The sequence below is a fragment of the Streptomyces sp. E-08 genome (genome assembly GCF_049913095.1).
Lineage (GTDB): Bacteria > Actinomycetota > Actinomycetes > Streptomycetales > Streptomycetaceae > Streptomyces.
This window is the reverse complement of sequence record NZ_CP183971.1, coordinates 4480627-4499052: the sequence shown is the minus strand read 5'-3', so window position 1 is coordinate 4499052 and position 18426 is coordinate 4480627. Positions and strand designations below refer to the sequence as shown.

The window sequence follows — 18426 nt, the reverse complement described above, 5'->3', positions numbered from 1 at the left end:
AAGCGCTCCTGGAGGAGTGGGAGGGGAAGGACGGCGGAGGGCGAACCGTTCCGCCTACACCCTCAGGACCGAGAGCTCCACGGGAGAAGGGGGCACGCGCGCGGGTGGCTCACGGCCCGGCGTCGCGGCCGGACCGCCCGGATCCGGCTGCCGGGGCCCGGGGGCCGGCCGGTCGGCGGCCAGGGCGGGCAGCAGTTCGGCGAAGCCGTGCGCGCGCGGCGGTACGACGGGGCCCGAGGCCCCTTCGTCTGCGGGATGACCCGGGTCGCAGCCGGGCACGGCGGCGCCCGCGACGACCGGGGCCGCCCCCGGCGCCGGGCTCACGGAGGCGCCGCAGACCAGGAGCCCCAGCACCAGACCCAGCAGCGCGGCGAACGCCGCCGTCACGCGGGTGGTGCGGAACATGCGAAACCTCTCAGGCCGGGCCAGATGCCCGGAATACTACGCACCGGCGCCCTGCCCCCTTCGTAAATCGGTTCGCCGCTTCTCGTCCGCAGGTGCGATCCTGGATCCCGTATGTCTACTTCCTTCGCCGCCCTCCAGTCCGTCCTGGCCGAGGTCTCGCTGCGGGACTCCCACCGGCTCGGCCGCCGTCTCGAAGGCGCCCGCCGCATCCGCAAGCCCGAGGCCCGCGCGGCCGTCCTGGACGAGATCGCCGCCGAGGCGGCCAAGGCCAAGGAGCGCGTCGACGGGCGCGCCTCCCGCGTGCCCGCGGTCACGTATCCCGAGCAGCTGCCCGTCTCGCAGAAGAAGGACGAGATCCTGGAGGCGATACGCGACCACCAGGTCGTGATCGTCGCCGGTGAGACGGGCTCCGGAAAGACCACCCAGATCCCGAAGATCTGCCTGGAGCTCGGCCGGGGCGTCCGGGGCATGATCGGGCACACCCAGCCCCGCCGGATCGCCGCCCGCACGGTCGCCGAGCGCGTCGCGGAGGAGCTGCGGACCCCCCTCGGGGAGGCCGTCGGCTGGAAGGTCCGCTTCACCGACCAGGTGAACCCCGACGCGACCTTCGTGAAGCTGATGACGGACGGCATCCTGCTCGCCGAGATCCAGACGGACCGCGAGCTGCGCGCGTACGACACGATCATCATCGACGAGGCCCACGAGCGGTCCCTCAACATCGACTTCCTGCTCGGCTATCTGGCCCAGCTGCTCCCGAAGCGCCCCGACCTCAAGGTCGTCATCACCTCGGCGACGATCGACCCGGAGCGGTTCTCCCGCCACTTCGGCGACGCGCCGATCGTCGAGGTCAGCGGCCGTACGTATCCGGTCGAGGTCCGCTACCGGCCGCTCCTCGAGGAGGACAGCGAGGAGTCCGACCGGGACCAGATCACCGCGATCTGCGACGCCGTCGACGAGCTCCAGAAGGAGGGCCCGGGCGACGTCCTGGTCTTCCTCTCCGGCGAGCGCGAGATCCGTGACACGGCGGACGCGCTGATCAAGAAGAAGCTCTTCAACACCGAGATCCTGCCGCTGTACGCCCGGCTTTCGCACGCCGAGCAGCACCGGGTCTTCCAAGCGCACTCCGGCCGCCGGGTCGTCCTCGCGACGAACGTCGCGGAGACCTCGCTGACCGTCCCCGGCATCAAGTACGTGATCGATCCGGGCACCGCCCGCATCTCCCGCTACTCGCACCGCACCAAGGTGCAGCGCCTCCCGATCGAGCCGGTCAGCCAGGCCAGCGCCAACCAGCGCAAGGGCCGCTGCGGCCGTACGAGCGACGGCATCTGCATCCGCCTGTACTCGGAGGACGACTTCCTGACCCGTCCGGAGTTCACGGACGCGGAGATCCTCCGGACGAACCTGGCCTCCGTCATCCTGCAGATGACCGCGGCCGGCCTCGGCGACATCGAGAAGTTCCCCTTCATCGACCCGCCGGACCACCGCAACATCCGGGACGGCGTGCAGCTCCTCCAGGAGCTCGGCGCGATCGACCCGGACGAGAAGGATCCCAAGAAGCGGCTGACGCAGCAGGGGCGGAAGCTCTCGCAGCTGCCCGTGGACCCCCGGCTCGCCCGGATGGTCCTGGAGGCCGACAAGAACGGCTGTGTCCGCGAGGTCATGGTGATCGCGGCGGCGCTGTCCATCCAGGACCCGCGCGAGCGGCCGTCGGAGAAACAGGCGCAGGCCGACCAGCAGCACGCCCGGTTCAAGGACGAGACGAGCGACTTCCTCGCCTTCCTCAACCTGTGGCGGTACGTCCGCGAGCAGCAGAAGGAGCGCGGGTCCAGCTCCTTCCGCCGGATGTGCAAGCAGGAGTACCTGAACTTCCTGCGCATCCGCGAGTGGCAGGACATCTACAGCCAGCTGCGGACGGTCGCCAAGCAGATGGGCATCCACCTCAACGAGGAGGACGCGCCCGAGCAGTCCGTCCACGTGTCCCTGCTCGCCGGCCTCCTGAGCCACATCGGCCTGAAGGACGTGAAGGAGTCCAAGGACGGCGCGAAGGACGGCAAGCGGGAGAGCACGCGGAACGACTACCTGGGTGCCCGCAGCGCCAAGTTCGCGATCTTCCCCGGTTCCGCGCTCTTCAAGAAGCCCCCGCGGTTCATCATGTCCGCCGAGCTGGTGGAGACCTCGCGGCTCTGGGCCCGGGTCAACGCCCGGATCGAGCCCGAGTGGATCGAGCCGCTCGCCCAGCACCTGGTGAAGAAGACGTACAGCGAGCCGCACTGGGAGAAGGACCAGGCGGCCGTCATGGCCTTCGAGAAGGTGACGCTGTACGGCGTCCCGATCGTCGCCGACCGCAAGGTGAACTACGGCCGGATCGACCCGGAGGTCTCCCGCGACCTGTTCATCCGGAACGCGCTCGTCGAGGGCGACTGGCGCACCCACCACAAGTTCTTCGCGGACAACCGCAAGCTCCTCACCGAGGTCGAGGAGCTCGAACACCGCGCCAGGCGCCGGGACATCCTCGTCGACGACGAGACCCTCTTCGACTTCTACGACAAGCGCGTCCCCGAGCACGTCGTGTCCGGTGCACACTTCGACTCCTGGTGGAAGCACAAGCGCCACGAGGATCCGGAGTTCCTCGACTTCGAGCGCGAGATGCTCATCAACGAGAAGGCCGGGGCGGTCACCAAGGACGACTACCCGGACTCCTGGCGCCAGGGCGCGCTGAAGTTCCGGGTGACGTACCAGTTCGAGCCGGGCGCGGACGCGGACGGCGTGACCGTCCACGTCCCGCTCCAGGTGCTCAACCAGGTGACGGACGAGGGCTTCGAGTGGCAGATCCCGGGTCTGCGCGCGGAGGTCGTCACGGAGCTGATCCGCTCCCTGCCGAAGCCGATCCGCCGCCACTACGTCCCGGCGCCGAACTTCGCGACCCGCTTCCTCGACTCGGTGGTCCCCGTCCAGGAGCCGCTGGCGGGCGCCCTGGCCCGGGAGCTCCAGCGGATGGTGGGCGTCCCGGTCACGGCCGAGGACTTCGACTGGGCGAAGGTCCCCGAGCACCTCAAGGTGACCTTCCGGATCGTCGACGAGCGGCGCCGGAAGCTGGCCGAGGACAAGGACCTGGAGACGCTGCGGCTGAGACTGCGCCCCAAGGCCCGTCAGGCGCTCTCCAAGGCCGCCGCGGCGGCGACGGGCGGCCCGGACGGCTCCGGGCCCTCCCTGGAGCGCACGGGCCTCAAGGACTGGACGATCGGGACGCTCACGAGGGTCTTCGAGACCAAGCGGGGCGGTCAGCCGGTCAAGGCGTTCCCGGCGCTGGTCGACGAGGGCGATGCCGTGGCCGTACGGCTCTTCGACTCGGAGGCCGAGCAGGCGCAGGCGATGTGGCGGGGCACCCGGAAGCTGATCATGCTGAACATCCCGGTGAACCCGGCGAAGTTCGCCTCGGACAAGCTGACGAACCAGCAGAAGCTGGCCCTGTCGTCGAACCCGCACGGCTCGATCCAGGCCCTCTTCGACGACTGCGCCACCGCGGCGGCCGACAAGCTGATCGCGGACCACGGCGGCCCGGCGTGGGACGAGGAGTCCTTCCGGAAGCTGTACGACAAGGTCCGCGCGGACCTCGTCGACACGACCGTACGGACGGTGGGCCAGGTCCAGCAGATCCTGGCGGCCTGGCAGGCGTGCGAGCGCCGGCTGAAGTCGACGAACAGCCTGGCCCTGATCAACAACCTGACCGACGTGAAGGCGCAGCTCGCCTGGCTGATGCCGGCCGGCTTCGTCACCCGTACGGGCCTGAAGCGGCTGCCGGACCTGATGCGCTACCTGGTGGCGGTGGACCGGCGGCTCCAGCAGATGCCCACCGGGGTCCAGCGGGACACCACCCGGATGGAGAAGGTCCAGGAGATGCAGGACGAGTACGCCTGGCTCCTCGAACAGCTCCCGAAGGGGCGCCCGGTGCCGTCCGAGGTCACCGACATCCGCTGGATGATCGAGGAGCTGCGGGTGAGCTACTTCGCGCACGCCCTGGGCACGGCGTACCCGGTCTCGGACAAGCGGATCGTGAAGGCGATCGACGCGGCGGCCCCGTAGCGGGCCGCTCGCCGGCGGCGCGAGGGCCCCTCGCGGGCCCTCGCCGCCGGTCAGTTCGACCGCACCCCCTGACCTGCTGTAGAGTCTTGCTCGCAGCCGCTTACGAGGGACTGCAAGCAAGGCTCTGTGGAGCAGTTGGTTAGCTCGCCACCCTGTCAAGGTGGAGGTCGCGGGTTCAAGTCCCGTCAGAGTCGCTTTCACGAAGGCCCGCATCGCGAGATGCGGGCCTTCGTTGTGTTCCCGTGTCTTGACGGGGCCGCGCGCCCGCCGGTACCCCGGACTTCAGGGATTCGGGGCCCACACCGGAGGTGGTCGCGCATGGCCGCGGCGTCCGCAGCACGGCACGACACCCGCGCGCTGCTGCGCGCCCATCTGGCGGCCGCGTCGCGGTACGGACACCTCACCCGCCACTGCGTGGTCTGCCATCGCCTCCTGCGGCTCGCCATGGAGCTCCCCGATCCGGAGGAGCCGGCCGAGGACAGTGAGGACGAAAGTCCCACCGACCCATGACCATCGGCGGGTTGGGGGCGATCCCGGAGGTGGCAGGCTGTTCCTTGGCAAGACTTCCAGGGTGTGACGGGAGTCACTGAAACCGTTTCAGAAACCACCGCACTTACACCCTCCCTACACCGGCCCGATTTAATATGTGCAATTGCACCCCTCCCCGGGGGCCGGCAGCGGTCCGGAGAGGGTGCCCGCCGGGCACAAAAAAGATCGCGCTGGACCCGGCGGAGTCCAGCGCGATCGTTGACGAAGACCTGTTGGGGCAGGAGTCCGTCGGCAGTACTGAGGGGTGGGCGACCGGATTGGGGGATCCGGACGGGCCCGGTGTTACGGGGTGTTGCGTGGTTCTGCAGGGTTCTGCGCGACCTCAGGCCTCGCTGCGCTGCTGCGGGATACCCGCCAGCAGCGCGCGGACCTCAGCCTCGCGGTACCGGCGGTGCCCACCCAGGGTGCGGATGGACGTGAGCTTCCCGGCCTTCGCCCAACGGGTCACCGTCTTCGGGTCCACGCGGAACATCGTGGCAACCTCGGCAGGGGTCAGCAGCGGCTCGGCATCAGGGGTGCGAGCGGTCATGAGCGGCCTCCTCGGGAGAACCGAACCAATCTCGGTTCTTTCCTCTAAATTCTGCACCTTGACCCGCGTTGCCCGAAATGGCAGAAGCGGGCCGAGTCGGTTATAGGACGAACGGCTTGTCCTCGGCACTACAACTACACCATCCGTCCAGCCACGTCGGCCAAACCGATGGAATTGCCCTCGCAGGTGTTCATCAGCGGCGGAAGTCGATGGACCATGCCATAACGGACAGTCACACCACTGTGACGATCAGTCACAGGGCGATCAGGAGTCCTCAGACCCCCCATAGAGTGCAATGCTGAGCGTTCCGCCCGAACTTGGGCGGAAGGAACCCTCCCCGGACTCCTTGTCCTATTTTGGCACGAGGGTGGGTGATGGGCGCAAGGGTGCGTTACGTGCTGTCCGTCACGCTTGAGCCAAAGGCCCGGATCGGGACCAACGTCCTCGCCTCACCGGTGCGAAAGACCCGGCCATCGGACCGGTGGCGAATCAGCCACCGAACCCCCAAGATCATTTACACCCGCCGGACATGTCTTGTCGATACCGACCTGACGAACTTGTCCGACTGATGTCAGTTCGCGAAACGCAGGGCACTGACCGTCCGCCAGCGCTCCGCGAGCCGCCCGTACACCTCGCTCGCCGCCTCGCCGTCCCCGGCCCGCAGCGCGGCGATCCCCTCCGCCAGCTGCGCGGCCGACCGGTCCTCCGCCAGCCACCGGGCCGGCACCGCGTGCACCAGCCCCCCGAAGTCCAGTTCCACGAGCGCCCGCGGATGGAACTCCTCCAGCCAGCGCCCCACCTCGATCAGACCCTGCGTCATCGGACCGTCGTCGATCGACTCCCGCAGCGCCTTCAGCGCCCGCGCCAGCCGCCGCCGCGCCTGAGCCATCGTCGTCCGGTAGCGCAGCACCGGCGCCCGGCCCGCCTTCGCGTCCCCCGGCTCGTACTCCCGGTCCTCGTCCCCGAAGAGCGCGAACCAGCGCAGCGGCACCTGCCAGACCCCGGTACGGATCCACGGGCGCGCGTCCGGGTTCCGGCTCAGCCAGCGCTCGTAGTCGCTCGCCACCTGGGCGCGGACCACCGGCGGCAGCATCGCGTCGAGCACCGGCGCCGGGTACGGGCCCGCCACCAGCTCCTCCAGGGCCAGCCAGCCGCGCAGCCGGGTCCGCCACGGGCAGATCACCACCACCCCGTCCAGGTGCGCCACGAAGGCGTCCCCGCTCTCGTGGACCGGCACCGGCACCGGGGGCGTCGGCAGCAGGTCCGCGAGCGAGCGCCGCAGCTCCTCCTGCGCCCCCGGGGCGCGCGTCCCGCGCGCGTACCGGGCCCAGTGGGACCGCTCCGGCTCGGGGAACGCGGCCAGCGGCTCGTACACGCGCAGATAGGACGCGTAGGGAACGGGGACCGTGGGGGCGACCGACATGTCGCAAATCCTTCCACGGAGGTACTCCGGGAGGGGGTGATCCTCAGCACTGCGGCCGATCTACGCCCAGGTAGGACTTACCCTCGTGCCGAACTGGTCCTCCCCCACCCACAGGGAGGTCCGCAACCGCCGCTTCGTACTTGGGAGTCACCACCGTGACCGATGTGACCGGCGTTCCTGCTGACGTACTGCACACCCTGTTCCACTCGGAGCAGGGTGGCCACGAGCAAGTCGTGCTCTGCCAGGACCGCGCCACCGGCCTCAAGGCCGTCATCGCCCTCCACTCCACCGCCCTGGGCCCCGCCCTCGGCGGCACCCGCTTCTACCCGTACGCGACCGAGGCCGAGGCCATCGCCGACGCGCTCAACCTGTCGCGCGGGATGTCGTACAAGAACGCCATGGCCGGCCTCGACCACGGCGGCGGCAAGGCCGTCATCATCGGCGACCCCGAGCAGATCAAGAGCGAGGAGCTGCTCCTCGCCTACGGCCGCTTCGTCGCCTCCCTCGGCGGCCGGTACGTCACGGCCTGCGACGTCGGCACCTACGTCGCCGACATGGACGTCGTCGCCCGCACGAACCAGTGGACCACCGGCCGTTCCCCCGAGAACGGCGGCGCCGGCGACTCCTCCGTCCTCACCGCCTTCGGCGTCTTCCAGGGCATGCGCGCCTCCGCGCAGACCCTCTGGGGCGACCCGACCCTGCGCGGCCGCAAGGTCGGCGTCGCGGGCGTCGGCAAGGTCGGTCACTACCTCGTCGAGCACCTCCTGCAGGACGGCGCCGAGGTCGTGATCACCGATGTGCGCGAGGAGTCGGTGCGCCGGATCACCGACAAGCACCCGCAGGTCTCCGTGGTCGCCGACACCGACGCCCTGATCCGCGTCGAGGGCCTCGACATCTACGCGCCCTGCGCGCTCGGCGGCGCGCTGAACGACGAGACCGTGCCGGTCCTCACCGCCCGCATCGTCTGCGGCGCGGCCAACAACCAGCTCGCCCACCCCGGCGTCGAGAAGGACCTCGCGGACCGCGGCATCCTCTACGCGCCCGACTACGTGGTCAACGCCGGCGGCGTGATCCAGGTCGCCGACGAGCTGCACGGCTTCGACTTCGACCGCTGCAAGGCGAAGGCGACGAAGATCTTCGACACCACCCTGGAGATCTTCGCACGTGCGAAGGCGGACGGCATTCCGCCGGCCGCGGCGGCCGACCGGATCGCCGAGCAGCGCATGGCGGACGCCCGCCGCGCCTGAGCCGCGGGCTCCGGAACACGGAGGGCCGGCCCCGCCGGGGGCGCCCGGACGGGGTCCACGGAGAGACTTCGCTCACGCCCCTCGGCGGGTCGGCCCTCAAGAAGAGGTTAAAATCGCGATTGACCAGCGAGGAAAGGGCACCTCGAAGGTTCTGTACCGGGGTATGTGATGCGCGCGGCGTACCGTAGACCCACGGAAACAGGTACCGTTGAAGCCCTACGGACCGGTCTCTCTATCGAGAGTCCGTTCCGAATCATGAACGCGTGTCAAGACTCTGGGGCCGACGAGCCCCGTCACCGAGGGGGTCGAGCCATGGGGCGCGGCCGGGCAAAGGCCAAGCAGACCAAGGTCGCCCGCCAGCTGAAGTACAGCAGCGGCGGGACAGACCTGACGCGTCTGGCCAATGAGCTGGGCGCTTCGACTTCGAACCAGCCGCCGAATGGCGAGCCGTTCGAGGACGACGACGAAGAAGACGACCCGTACGCCCAGTACGCGGATCTCTATAACGAGGACGACGAGGACGAGGACGACGAGTCCGGTCCTGGCGCGTCCCCGCGTCGCGCTTGACCTTCTGAATCACCGAAACCCGGACCGGGATCACCCGGCCGGGTTTCTGTGCTGTCCGCACACGGGAGCCTCCGGGGCGGATACGCCGACGGGGCGCCCCTCAGGAGCGCCCCGCCTCGTACAGCTGCTTCCTACTTCGCGTAGTCCCCGACCAGCTCCGCGCCGGTCGTGTGGGCCCCGCGCTCGGTGATCTCGCCCGCGACCCAGGCCTCGACCCCGCGGTCCTCCAGCGTCGCCAGGGCCACGTCCACGGACTCGGCCGGCACGACGGCCATCATGCCGACACCCATGTTGAGGGTCTTCTCCAGCTCCAGGCGCTCCACCTGACCGGCCTTGCCGACCAGGTCGAAGATCGCGCCCGGCGCCCAGGTCGAACGATCGACCGTGGCGTGCAGCCCGTCCGGGATCACCCGGGCCAGGTTGGCCGCGAGGCCGCCGCCCGTGATGTGGCTGAAGGCGTGGACGTCCGCGGTCCGGGTGAGGGCCAGGCAGTCCAGGGAGTAGATCTTCGTGGGCTCCAGGAGCTCCTCGCCGAGCGTCCGGCCGAGCTCCTCGACCCGCTGGTCGAGGGTCATGCCCGCGCGGTCGAAGACCACGTGCCGGACGAGCGAGTACCCGTTGGAGTGAAGGCCCGAGGACGCCATCGCGATGACCGCGTCCCCCGTACGGATACGGTCCGCGCCGAGCAGCCGGTCGTACTCCACGACACCCGTGCCGGCGCCGGCGACGTCGAAGTCGTCCGGGCCGAGGAGGCCCGGGTGCTCGGCCGTCTCGCCGCCGACCAGGGCACAGCCGGCGAGGACGCAGCCCTCGGCGATGCCCTTGACGATGGCGGCGACCCGCTCGGGGTGCACCTTTCCGACGCAGATGTAGTCGGTCATGAAGAGCGGCTCGGCGCCGCAGACGACGATGTCGTCCATGACCATCGCGACCAGGTCGTGGCCGATCGTGTCGTACACGCCCATCTGGCGGGCGATGTCGACCTTCGTGCCGACGCCGTCGGTCGCCGAGGCGAGCAGCGGACGCTCGTAGCGCTTGAGGGCGGAGGCGTCGAAGAGGCCGGCGAAGCCGCCGAGGCCGCCGAGGACCTCGGGGCGCTGCGTCTTCTTCACCCACTCCTTCATGAGCTCGACGGCGCGGTCGCCCGCTTCGATGTCGACGCCCGCGCTCGCGTAGCTGGCGCCGCCTCCGGCACTGGGGAACTCAGACATGGGTTGAGAACTTTCGTGTCGTACTGCGGGTTGCAGCGGGGTCTTACGGGCGACGGAGGGCGTCGGAGGCCGCGGTGGCGGCCGGTCCTGCGGCCAGCTCGGTCTCCAGGAGCTGCTTGCCGAGCAGCTCGGGGTCCGGGAGCTCCATCGGGTACTCGCCGTCGAAGCAGGCACGGCAGAGGTTCGGCTTCTGGATCGTCGTCGCCTCGATCATCCCCTCCAGGGAGATGTACGAGAGCGAGTCCGCGCCGAGCGACTTGCCGATCTCGTCGACCGACATCCCGTTGGCGATCAGCTCCGCGCGGGTCGCGAAGTCGATGCCGAAGAAGCAGGGCCACTTGACCGGCGGCGAGGAGATCCGGATGTGGACCTCGGCCGCACCGGCCTCGCGGAGCATCCGGACCAGGGCGCGCTGGGTGTTGCCGCGGACGATCGAGTCGTCGACGACCACGAGCTTCTTCCCCTTGATGACTTCCTTGAGGGGGTTCAGCTTCAGCCGGATGCCCAGCTGGCGGATGGTCTGGGAGGGCTGGATGAAGGTGCGCCCGACGTAGGCGTTCTTCACCAGCCCGGCGCCGAAGGGGATGCCCGAGGCCTCGGCGTAGCCGATGGCCGCCGGGGTGCCGGACTCCGGCGTCGCTATCACCAGGTCGGCCTCGACCGGCGCCTCCTTCGCGAGACGGCGGCCCATCTCCACGCGGGAGAGGTACACGTTCCGGCCGGCGATGTCGGTGTCGGGACGAGCCAGGTACACGTACTCGAAGACACAGCCCTTGGGCTTCGCTTCCGCGAATCGCGAGGTGCGGATGCCGTTCTCGTCGATCGCGATCATCTCGCCCGGCTCGACCTCGCGGACGTAGCTGGCGCCGCAGATGTCGAGGGCGGCGGACTCGGACGCGACCACCCAGCCGCGCTCCAGACGGCCGAGGACCAGCGGGCGGATGCCCTGCGGGTCACGGGCCGCGTAGAGCGTGTGCTCGTCCATGAAGACGAGGGAGAAGGCGCCCCGGACGTCGGGGAGGACCTTCGCGGCGGACTGCTCGATGGTGAGCGGCTTGCCGTCCTCGTCCACCTGGGCGGCGAGGAGCGCCGTGAGGAGGTCCGTGTCGTTGGTGGCCGCCACACGAGTGGTGCGGCCTTCCTTCTTGGGCAGGTCGGCGACCATCTCGGCGAGCTGCGCCGTGTTCACCAGGTTGCCGTTGTGGCCGAGCGCGATCGAGCCGTGGGCGGTCGCCCGGAACGTCGGCTGCGCGTTCTCCCACACGGACGCCCCGGTGGTCGAGTAGCGGGCGTGACCGACCGCGATATGACCTTGGAGGGAACCGAGAGAAGTCTCGTCGAAGACCTGGGAGACAAGTCCCATGTCCTTGAAGACGAGGATCTGGGAGCCGTTGCTAACCGCGATTCCCGCGGATTCCTGACCCCGATGCTGGAGGGCGTAGAGCCCGAAGTACGTGAGCTTTGCGACCTCTTCACCCGGAGCCCAGACACCGAAGACGCCACAAGCGTCCTGGGGGCCTTTCTCACCGGGGAGCAGATCGTGATTGAGTCGACCGTCTCCGCGTGGCACGTTTCCGAGTGTAGACGGGCTCGACCACTGGTCCGAATTGAGGAAAACCGGGGGTGCCCGCACTCGTGCGATCGCACCAAATGATCAATTGCGGCTTGGAGGGGCCCACGAAGCAGGCGGGGTAAGGGATTCCGGCCCCCGGGCCCCGGAGAGCGGACGCTCGTACCAGGCCCGGGGCGGTCCCGCGATGTGACGGACGCCGCAGTCGGCGTCCGTTCAGCGGGCGGTCGCGGACGCCGTGAGGCCCTCGCCGGAGGCGTCGGTGAGGGTCAGCGTTCGGTGGTTCAGCCGATAGGTGAGCGGCCCGTCGAGGAGCTCGTACAGCTTCGTCTCCAGCTTCATCTGCGGGCTCGTGCACATCATCCGGGTCGTCGCCGCGGGGCCCTCGACGGTGAGCGTCCGGGCCTTCTCGTCGAGACGGGCGGTCGCGGAGAAGTTGTTGCAGCCGAGATTTCCGGTGACCCGGCCGTCGGCGCCGAGGACGAACCGCGCCTTGGCCCCGCTGCCGTCGGGCAGCGAGGACGCCGTGTCTCCCGCGACCAGGCCGTCGATCTTCCAGGTGGTGCCGCGCAGCGGGGCGGCGGGCTCGGCGGTCAGCTCCAGGGCGTTGCGCCCGTCGGCCGAGGTCAGACGCAGGGCGTCGCCCTTCAGCGTCCCCTTCAGCGGACCGGAGAAGGCCTTCAGGAGCTCCGTCTCGAAGCTCCCCCGGTCGTCGGCGCAGGCCATCTCGGTGACCTGCTGGTCGGTGACGGTGAGGGTGTCCCCCCGCACGGCGACCGCGGCGCCGAAGGCGTTGCAGCCGCCGTTCCCGCTCACCCGGCCGTTCTCCTGGAAGTCGACCAGCGCGCCGTCGGGCGCGGCGGACCTGCGGCCGTCGACCGTGACGGCCTCGACCTTCCAGGCCGTGCCGGCGAGCGGCAGGTCCGGGGAGACGGTGTCCGCGCCACCGGAACCCGCGCCTCCCTCCGTACCGCAGGCGGTGAGCAGGAGGAGGGGGACCAGGACGACGAGTGCGCGTGGCTTCGGCATGACGGTGGGACGGAGCAGACCGTCGTACGGTTCCGGGCTCAGGCCATCAGAGGGAGCAGGCCGCTCAGGTCCGCGCGCTCCCCGCTCGCGCTCACGCGCGCCCCGTCCAGCTCCGCCGCCCACGCCGTACGGCCGGTCGCGAGCCTGATCCAGGTCAGCGGGTCCGTCTCCACCACGTTGGGCGGGGTGCCCCGGGTGTGCCGGGGGCCCTCCACGCACTGCACCACCGCGAACGGCGGTACCCGCACCTCGACCGCCCCGCCCGGGGCCTTCACCGCGAGCGCGTCGGCGAGCAGCCGGGTGCAGGCGGCGAGGGCCTGGCGGTCGAAGGGGATCTCCAGACCGGCCGCCCTGTTCAGGTCGTCGGTGTGGACGACGAGTTCGACGGTGCGGGTGACGAGGAAGTCCCCCAGGCGCATCGGCCCGATCCACAGGTCGAGCACCCGGTCGTCGCCGTGCGCGGCCAGCGCCGCCGTGAGCCGGGCGCCGGCCCGCTCGTACAGCTCCGCGACGGGCGCGCCGGTGAGCGTCTCCCGCGCCGCGTCGGCGATCCTCCCCGCCAGCGCGACCGTGGTGAAGGGCCAGTCGTGCGGGAGGAGCCTTCCCTCGGCCGCGGGCGGCCGGTCGAGCCCGCGGGCCAGCGAGTCGGCGATCCAGGCGACGTGCCCGGCGAGATCGGCGACCGTCCACTCCCCCAGGTGCGTCGGACGGGACAGCTCGTCGGGCGTGAGACCGCGTACGGCGTCGGCGACCAGCCCGAACTGGGCCAGGACCGCGGCCCGGGTCCTGGCGGAGTCATAACTGCGGGGGCGCTTCTTGGCGGGTGGCATGGCCCGAGGCTAGCCGTGAGACTGGAAGGACAGGGAGCCAATCGCAGCGAGAGCAGGCGACGGGACCATGACCCATCACGAGCACCCCCACGCCGCCCTGGTGCGCCGGGGCTACGAAGCGTTCGGCAAGGGTGACATGGAGACGCTGGCCGACATGATGACCAGCGACTGCACCCAGCACGTGCCCGGCGAGAGCCAGATCTCCGGGCACTACAAGGGGCGGGACAACATCCTCGGCGGCTACTACCGGAAGCTCGGCGAGCTGACCGGCGGCACCATGCGCGTCGAACTCAAGGGCGTCTACGTGGACGGCCGCGGCCACGTCATCACCACGCACCGGTTCTTCGCCGAGCGCGGCAACGTCGGCATCGAGATGGACGGCGGACTGTTCTTCACGCTCGTCGGCGACAAGGTCTCCGACATCGACGAGTGCGTCACCGACATCGTGGAGACGGACTCGTTCTGGGGTCAGGCCGCCGCCGGGTAGTCGTCCGCGGACACGTCGAACGTCTCCCCGTTCCCCGGCACGCCGACCCCGTGCCAGGTGAACGGGACACCCCGGGCCGTGTCCGGGTCGGGGCCGTACATCAGCTGGAAGTGCACGTGGGGTTCGGCGGAGTTGCCCGACGCTGCCCGTCCTCCGCGTGCACGACGGTCGCCTCGGCGACCGCGAGGAGCGGCGCGCCGAAGGCGGGGAAGCCCTCGCTCCGGCGGAACACCGGCCACAGCCACGCGAACGACGGGCGGGGACGGGCCTCGTCCTCCCGCACGATGTCGATGGCGTAGGAGCCCGGGAACGGGAAGGCCCCCGCCCGGACCCGAAGGTCCGGACGGGGGCTCCGTGCTCCGGGTCAGGCCAGCAGGCCCGGGATCGTCGCCTCGTGCGCCTCGCGCAGCTCCGTGAGGGAGAGCGCGAACTCGCCCTGCACGTCGACGGAGTCACCGTCGACGACACCGATCCGGGTCGCCGGCAGACCCCGCGCACCGCACATGTCGGTGAAGCGGAGCTCCTCGCTGCGCGGGACGGCGACGACCGCACGGCCGGCCGACTCGCTGAAGAGGAACGTGAAGGCGTCCAGGCCCTCCGGGACGACCAGGCGCGCGCCGTTCCCGCCGCGCAGGCAGGACTCGACGACCGCCTGCACGAGACCGCCGTCGGACAGGTCGTGCGCCGCGTCGATCATGCCGTCGCGCGAGGCCGAGATCAGGATCTCGCCGAGCAGCTTCTCCCGGTCCAGGTCAACGGCCGGCGGCAGACCGCCGAGGTGCTGGTGGATCACCTCGGACCAGGCCGAACCGCCGAACTCCTCCTTGGTGTCACCCAGCAGGTAGAGGAGCTGGCCCTCTTCCGCGAAGGCGATCGGGGTACGGCGGTTGACGTCGTCGATCACACCGAGGACGGCCACGACGGGCGTCGGGTGGATGGCGACCTCACCGGTCTGGTTGTACAGCGACACGTTGCCGCCGGTGACCGGGGTGCCCAGCTGGAGGCAGCCGTCCGCGAGACCACGGGTGGCCTCGGCGAACTGCCACATCACGGCCGGGTCCTCGGGCGAACCGAAGTTCAGGCAGTCCGAGATGGCCAGCGGCTTCGCACCGGAGGCGGCGACGTTGCGGTACGCCTCCGCGAGCGCCAGCTGCGCACCCGTGTACGGGTCGAGCTTCGCGTACCGGCCGTTGCCGTCGGTCGCCATCGCCACGCCGAGGTTGGTCTCCTCGTCGATGCGGACCATGCCCGCGTCCTCGGGCTGCGCCAGGACCGTGTTGCCCTGCACGAACCGGTCGTACTGGTCCGTGATCCAGGACTTCGAGGCCTGGTTCGGGGAGGAGACGAGCTTCAGGACCTGGTCCTTCAGCTCGGCGCCGCCCTGCGGCCGGGGCAGCTTGCCCGCGTCGTCGGCCTGGAGCGCGTCCTGCCAGTCCGGGCGCGCGAACGGCCGGTGGTAGGTCGGGCCCTCGTGGGCGACGGAACGCGGCGGCACGTCGACGATCTGCTCGCCGTGCCAGAAGATCTCCAGACGCTCGCCCTCGGTCACCTCACCGATGACGACCGCGATGACGTCCCACTTCTCGCAGATCTCCAGGAAGCGGTCGACGTGCTGCGGCTCGACGATCGCGCACATGCGCTCCTGCGACTCGCTCATGAGGATCTCCTCGGGCGAGAGCGTGGCGTCACGCAGGTGGACCTTCTCGAGGTCGACGTGCATACCGCCGGAGCCCGCGGAGGCCAGCTCGGACGTGGCGCAGGAGAGCCCGGCGCCGCCGAGGTCCTGGATGCCCGCGACCAGCTTCTCCTTGAAGATCTCCAGGGTGCACTCGATGAGGAGCTTCTCCTGGAAGGGGTCGCCGACCTGGACGGCGGGGCGCTTGGTGGGCTTGGTGTCGTCGAAGGTCTCGGACGCGAGGACCGAGACGCCGCCGATGCCGTCGCCACCCGTGCGGGCGCCGTACAGGATGACCTTGTTGCCGGGGCCGGAGGCCTTGGCGAGGTGGATGTCCTCGTGCTTCATCACGCCGATGCAGCCGGCGTTGACCAGCGGGTTGCCCTGGTAGCACGCGTCGAAGACGACCTCGCCGCCGATGTTCGGCAGGCCCAGGCAGTTGCCGTAGCCGCCGATTCCGGCGACGACACCGGGCAGCACGCGCTTGGTGTCGGGGTGGTCGGCCGCGCCGAAGCGCAGCGGGTCGACGACCGCGACCGGGCGGGCGCCCATGGCGAGGATGTCGCGGACGATGCCGCCGATGCCGGTGGCCGCGCCCTGGTAGGGCTCGATGTACGAGGGGTGGTTGTGCGACTCGACCTTGAAGGTGACCGCGTACCCCTGGCCGACGTCGACGACGCCCGCGTTCTCACCGATGCCGACGAGCATGGCGTCGTTCTCGGGGGTCTTCTCCCCGAACTGCTTCAGGTGGACCTTGCTGCTCTTGTAGGAGCAGTGCTCGGACCACATGACGGAGTACATGGCGAGCTCGGCGCCGGTGGGACGGCGGCCGAGGATCTCGCGGATGCGCGCGTACTCGTCCTCCTTGAGGCCGAGCTCCTTCCAGGGCTGCTCGCTGTCCGGCGTCTCGCTCGCGTGCTTGACGGTGTCGAGGCTCATCAGGCGTTGACCAGCTTCTTGAGGATCGAGGTGAAGAAACCGAGGCCGTCCGTCTTGCCGGTTCCGATCAGCGGCTCGACGGCGTGCTCCGGGTGCGGCATGAGGCCGACCACGTTGCCCGCGGCGTTGGTGATGCCCGCGATGTCGCGCAGCGAGCCGTTGGGGTTCACGTCCAGGTAGCGGAAGGCCACCCGCCCCTCGGCCTCCAGCTCGTCGAGCGTGCGCTCGTCGGCGACGTACCGGCCGTCCATGTTCTTGAGCGGGACCTCGATCTCCTGGCCCGCGGAGTAGTCCGAGGTCCAGGCGGTCTCCGCGTTCTCCACCCGCAGCTTCTGGTCGCGGCAGATGAAGTGGAGGTGGTTGTTGCGCAGCATCGCGCCGGGCAGCAGATGGGCTTCGGTGAGGATCTGGAAGCCGTTGCAGATGCCGAGGACGGGCATGCCCGCCTTCGCCTGCTCGATGATCGTCTCCATCACCGGCGAGAAGCGGGAGATGGCTCCGGCCCGCAGGTAGTCGCCGTAGGAGAAGCCGCCGGCCAGGACCACGGCGTCGACCTGCTTGAGGTCCTTGTCGCGGTGCCAGAGCGAGACGGGCTCGGCGCCCGCGAGGCGGGCGGCACGCAGCGCGTCCTGGTCGTCGAGCGTTCCGGGGAACGTGACGACGCCGATGCGTGCGGTCACGACTCCACCTTCACGACGAAGTCTTCGATCACGGTGTTGGCAAGGAAGGTTTCGGCCATCTCATGGATGCGGGCGAGGGCGGCGTCGTCGACCGGTCCCTCCACCTCCAGCTCGAAGCGCTTCCCCTGACGGACGTCGGCGATTCCGGCGAATCCCAGGCGAGGCAGTGCACGCTGCACCGCCTGCCCCTGAGGGTCGAGGATCTCCGGCTTGAGCATGACGTCGACTACGACGCGTGCCACTGGCACTCCCGGTGGTGTGTTGCGTGGGCGGTTCCCTCAGCGTACCTGCCTCCAAATTCTACGCGGGTAGAGATCTGAAGGATCCTACAAAAGCCTGGTTCAGGGCGACGTGCGTCACACGAACGGGATCCACACGCCGGGCACGCACTCCCCGCAAAATTCGAGTGAAATATTGCGGGCCGCAATGTGCCGGGACACGCTGAAACAATTGACAGGGCTTCACAATGCGACGCCTGCCGCTGTACAAAGGAATCCAGAAGAAAGCAGCATTGTCCCGGCACAGCCGTACGGTCGGCATCGCCGCACGTCAGGGGCGCCACAAGCGCCCTGTCGACCTCGGCAGCCGCAGGAAAGGACCGATATCCGTGGCTCAGCGTGTGGTGGTCACTCTCTCCGACGACATGGACGGCGGAGAAGCGGCTGAAACGGTCGCGTTCGGCCTCGACGGGAAGATGTACGAGATCGACCTGAATGCTGCCAATGCAAAGAAACTCCGCAAGGCCCTCGCGCCCTACCTCGCCGCCGGCCGCAAGCTGCCGGCCCGGGGCGCGTCCGGCCGGAGCGCCCCGGCCGACTCGTACACGCACACCGCCCTCGCCCCCGATCCGGCGGCGGTCCGCGCCTGGGCCCAGTCCAACAAGATGGACGTCCCCGCCCGCGGACGGATCCCGAAGCGCGTCTACGAGGCCTTCCGCGCGGCGGGCTGAGCGGGCCGGGGGGGGCGCGACGCGGCGGGTCGAGGGGGCAGCGCGGCGGGTCGAGGGGGGCGGCACGGCGACCTGAGGGCGCGGCGCGGACGAGCCGATTTGCATTGCACCCCCCATGATCCGCTAGAGTCTGGAACACGCCGAGGGGCGAGGCCGACAAGCCGAGTCCCCAGCAGCGTGCGGGTGTAGTTCAGTAGCAGAACAGCCCCCTTCCAGGGGGAAGGCGCAGTGTGCAATCCCTGTCACCCGCTCT

At 69.9% G+C, this 18426-nt stretch carries 16 protein-coding genes, 2 tRNA genes and 1 pseudogene; 8 read left to right on the top strand and 11 right to left on the bottom strand.

Annotated features, from left to right (window positions below):
• Nucleotides 1–54: 54 nt before the first annotated feature.
• The gene (locus tag ACN9MM_RS20680; protein WP_426364994.1) at nucleotides 55–405 is read right to left on the bottom strand and encodes a hypothetical protein; all 351 of its coding nucleotides are present in this window, start codon (nucleotides 403–405) and stop codon (nucleotides 55–57) included.
• Between the two features lie 111 nt (nucleotides 406–516).
• Between ACN9MM_RS20680 and hrpA the strand changes: the two genes are divergently transcribed.
• The 3 genes from hrpA to ACN9MM_RS20665 all read left to right on the top strand — a co-directional run bounded on the left by hrpA (nucleotide 517) and on the right by ACN9MM_RS20665 (nucleotide 4998).
• Nucleotides 517–4488 (top strand): ATP-dependent RNA helicase HrpA, encoded by a 3972-nt coding sequence (gene hrpA, locus ACN9MM_RS20675; RefSeq protein WP_426364993.1) that lies wholly within the window; start codon nucleotides 517–519, stop codon nucleotides 4486–4488.
• A 120-nt stretch (nucleotides 4489–4608) separates the two neighbouring features.
• A tRNA-Asp gene (locus ACN9MM_RS20670) sits at nucleotides 4609–4682 on the top strand.
• 124 nt (nucleotides 4683–4806) lie between these two features.
• The gene (locus ACN9MM_RS20665; RefSeq protein WP_426364992.1) at nucleotides 4807–4998 is read left to right on the top strand and encodes a DUF6274 family protein; all 192 of its coding nucleotides are present in this window, start codon (nucleotides 4807–4809) and stop codon (nucleotides 4996–4998) included.
• Between the two features lie 361 nt (nucleotides 4999–5359).
• On the opposite strand, the gene bldC is transcribed toward ACN9MM_RS20665, so the two are convergent.
• A complete protein-coding gene (gene bldC, locus ACN9MM_RS20660; protein ID WP_003949541.1) occupies nucleotides 5360–5566 on the bottom strand; it encodes a developmental transcriptional regulator BldC in 207 nt (68 codons plus the stop codon).
• Between the two features lie 571 nt (nucleotides 5567–6137).
• Nucleotides 6138–6989, bottom strand: a complete 852-nt coding sequence (locus ACN9MM_RS20655; RefSeq protein WP_426364991.1) for a hypothetical protein — start codon at nucleotides 6987–6989, stop codon at nucleotides 6138–6140.
• A 155-nt stretch (nucleotides 6990–7144) separates the two neighbouring features.
• Between ACN9MM_RS20655 and ACN9MM_RS20650 the strand changes: the two genes are divergently transcribed.
• Together ACN9MM_RS20650 and ACN9MM_RS20645 are read left to right on the top strand one after the other, a co-directional pair.
• Complete coding sequence (locus ACN9MM_RS20650; protein WP_426364990.1) at nucleotides 7145–8236, top strand: Leu/Phe/Val dehydrogenase; 1092 nt, start codon at nucleotides 7145–7147, stop codon at nucleotides 8234–8236.
• 312 nt (nucleotides 8237–8548) lie between these two features.
• Nucleotides 8549–8803 carry a DUF3073 domain-containing protein gene (locus tag ACN9MM_RS20645; RefSeq protein ID WP_329856259.1) on the top strand — a complete coding sequence of 85 codons (255 nt, stop codon included), beginning with the start codon at nucleotides 8549–8551 and terminating at the stop codon, nucleotides 8801–8803.
• A 131-nt stretch (nucleotides 8804–8934) separates the two neighbouring features.
• Here ACN9MM_RS20645 and purM read toward each other — a convergent pair whose 3' ends face one another.
• The 4 genes from purM to ACN9MM_RS20625 form a co-directional block, all read right to left on the bottom strand.
• Nucleotides 8935–10014: a phosphoribosylformylglycinamidine cyclo-ligase gene (gene purM, locus ACN9MM_RS20640; protein ID WP_426364989.1), complete on the bottom strand. Its 1080-nt coding sequence runs from the start codon at nucleotides 10012–10014 to the stop codon at nucleotides 8935–8937.
• Nucleotides 10015–10057: 43 nt separating this feature from the next.
• Nucleotides 10058–11584 carry an amidophosphoribosyltransferase gene (purF, locus tag ACN9MM_RS20635; protein ID WP_426364988.1) on the bottom strand — a complete coding sequence of 509 codons (1527 nt, stop codon included), beginning with the start codon at nucleotides 11582–11584 and terminating at the stop codon, nucleotides 10058–10060.
• A gap of 216 nt (nucleotides 11585–11800) precedes the next feature.
• Nucleotides 11801–12613: an META domain-containing protein gene (locus tag ACN9MM_RS20630; RefSeq protein ID WP_426364987.1), complete on the bottom strand. Its 813-nt coding sequence runs from the start codon at nucleotides 12611–12613 to the stop codon at nucleotides 11801–11803.
• Between the two features lie 38 nt (nucleotides 12614–12651).
• Entirely contained in the window at nucleotides 12652–13443 is a 792-nt protein-coding gene (locus tag ACN9MM_RS20625; protein ID WP_426364986.1) for a sterol carrier family protein, read from the bottom strand.
• A 67-nt stretch (nucleotides 13444–13510) separates the two neighbouring features.
• Here ACN9MM_RS20625 and ACN9MM_RS20620 point away from each other — a divergent pair, with 67 nt between their 5' ends.
• Nucleotides 13511–13930 (top strand): nuclear transport factor 2 family protein, encoded by a 420-nt coding sequence (locus ACN9MM_RS20620; protein WP_426364985.1) that lies wholly within the window; start codon nucleotides 13511–13513, stop codon nucleotides 13928–13930.
• Here ACN9MM_RS20620 and ACN9MM_RS20615 read toward each other — a convergent pair.
• The 4 genes and pseudogenes from ACN9MM_RS20615 to purS all read right to left on the bottom strand — a co-directional run.
• A pseudogene (locus tag ACN9MM_RS20615) lies at nucleotides 13912–14252 on the bottom strand (M23 family peptidase); the annotation flags it as partial. The gene ACN9MM_RS20620 and the pseudogene ACN9MM_RS20615 sit on opposite strands and share 19 nt — an antisense overlap.
• 42 nt (nucleotides 14253–14294) lie before the next feature.
• Entirely contained in the window at nucleotides 14295–16544 is a 2250-nt protein-coding gene (gene purL, locus ACN9MM_RS20610) for a phosphoribosylformylglycinamidine synthase subunit PurL (protein ID WP_382867679.1), read from the bottom strand.
• Entirely contained in the window at nucleotides 16544–17224 is a 681-nt protein-coding gene (gene purQ / locus ACN9MM_RS20605) for a phosphoribosylformylglycinamidine synthase subunit PurQ (RefSeq protein ID WP_043224763.1), read from the bottom strand. The genes purL and purQ overlap by 1 nt, the downstream gene beginning before the upstream one ends.
• On the bottom strand, nucleotides 17221–17466 hold the full coding sequence (gene purS, locus ACN9MM_RS20600) for a phosphoribosylformylglycinamidine synthase subunit PurS (RefSeq protein WP_015035032.1): 246 nt from the start codon (nucleotides 17464–17466) through the stop codon (nucleotides 17221–17223). The genes purQ and purS overlap by 4 nt, the downstream gene beginning before the upstream one ends.
• Nucleotides 17467–17831: 365 nt before the next feature.
• On the opposite strand from purS, the gene ACN9MM_RS20595 reads away from it, so the two are divergent.
• A complete protein-coding gene (locus tag ACN9MM_RS20595; protein ID WP_426364984.1) occupies nucleotides 17832–18173 on the top strand; it encodes a histone-like nucleoid-structuring protein Lsr2 in 342 nt (113 codons plus the stop codon).
• A 179-nt stretch (nucleotides 18174–18352) separates the two neighbouring features.
• A tRNA-Gly gene (locus ACN9MM_RS20590) sits at nucleotides 18353–18424 on the top strand.
• The last annotated feature ends 2 nt before the right edge of the window (nucleotides 18425–18426 follow it).

Coding starts and splice junctions, on each gene's coding strand:
- ACN9MM_RS20655 (WP_426364991.1), bottom strand. CDS start 6,989: ATGTCGGTCGCCCCCACGGTCCCCGTTCCCTACGCGTCCTATCTGCGC.
- ACN9MM_RS20665 (WP_426364992.1), top strand. CDS start 4,807: ATGGCCGCGGCGTCCGCAGCACGGCACGACACCCGCGCGCTGCTGCGC.
- purM (WP_426364989.1), bottom strand. CDS start 10,014: ATGTCTGAGTTCCCCAGTGCCGGAGGCGGCGCCAGCTACGCGAGCGCG.
- hrpA (WP_426364993.1), top strand. CDS start 517: ATGTCTACTTCCTTCGCCGCCCTCCAGTCCGTCCTGGCCGAGGTCTCG.
- ACN9MM_RS20625 (WP_426364986.1), bottom strand. CDS start 13,443: ATGCCACCCGCCAAGAAGCGCCCCCGCAGTTATGACTCCGCCAGGACC.
- ACN9MM_RS20680 (WP_426364994.1), bottom strand. CDS start 405: ATGTTCCGCACCACCCGCGTGACGGCGGCGTTCGCCGCGCTGCTGGGT.
- ACN9MM_RS20630 (WP_426364987.1), bottom strand. CDS start 12,613: ATGCCGAAGCCACGCGCACTCGTCGTCCTGGTCCCCCTCCTCCTGCTC.
- purL (WP_382867679.1), bottom strand. CDS start 16,544: ATGAGCCTCGACACCGTCAAGCACGCGAGCGAGACGCCGGACAGCGAG.
- bldC (WP_003949541.1), bottom strand. CDS start 5,566: ATGACCGCTCGCACCCCTGATGCCGAGCCGCTGCTGACCCCTGCCGAG.
- ACN9MM_RS20645 (WP_329856259.1), top strand. CDS start 8,549: ATGGGGCGCGGCCGGGCAAAGGCCAAGCAGACCAAGGTCGCCCGCCAG.
- ACN9MM_RS20620 (WP_426364985.1), top strand. CDS start 13,511: ATGACCCATCACGAGCACCCCCACGCCGCCCTGGTGCGCCGGGGCTAC.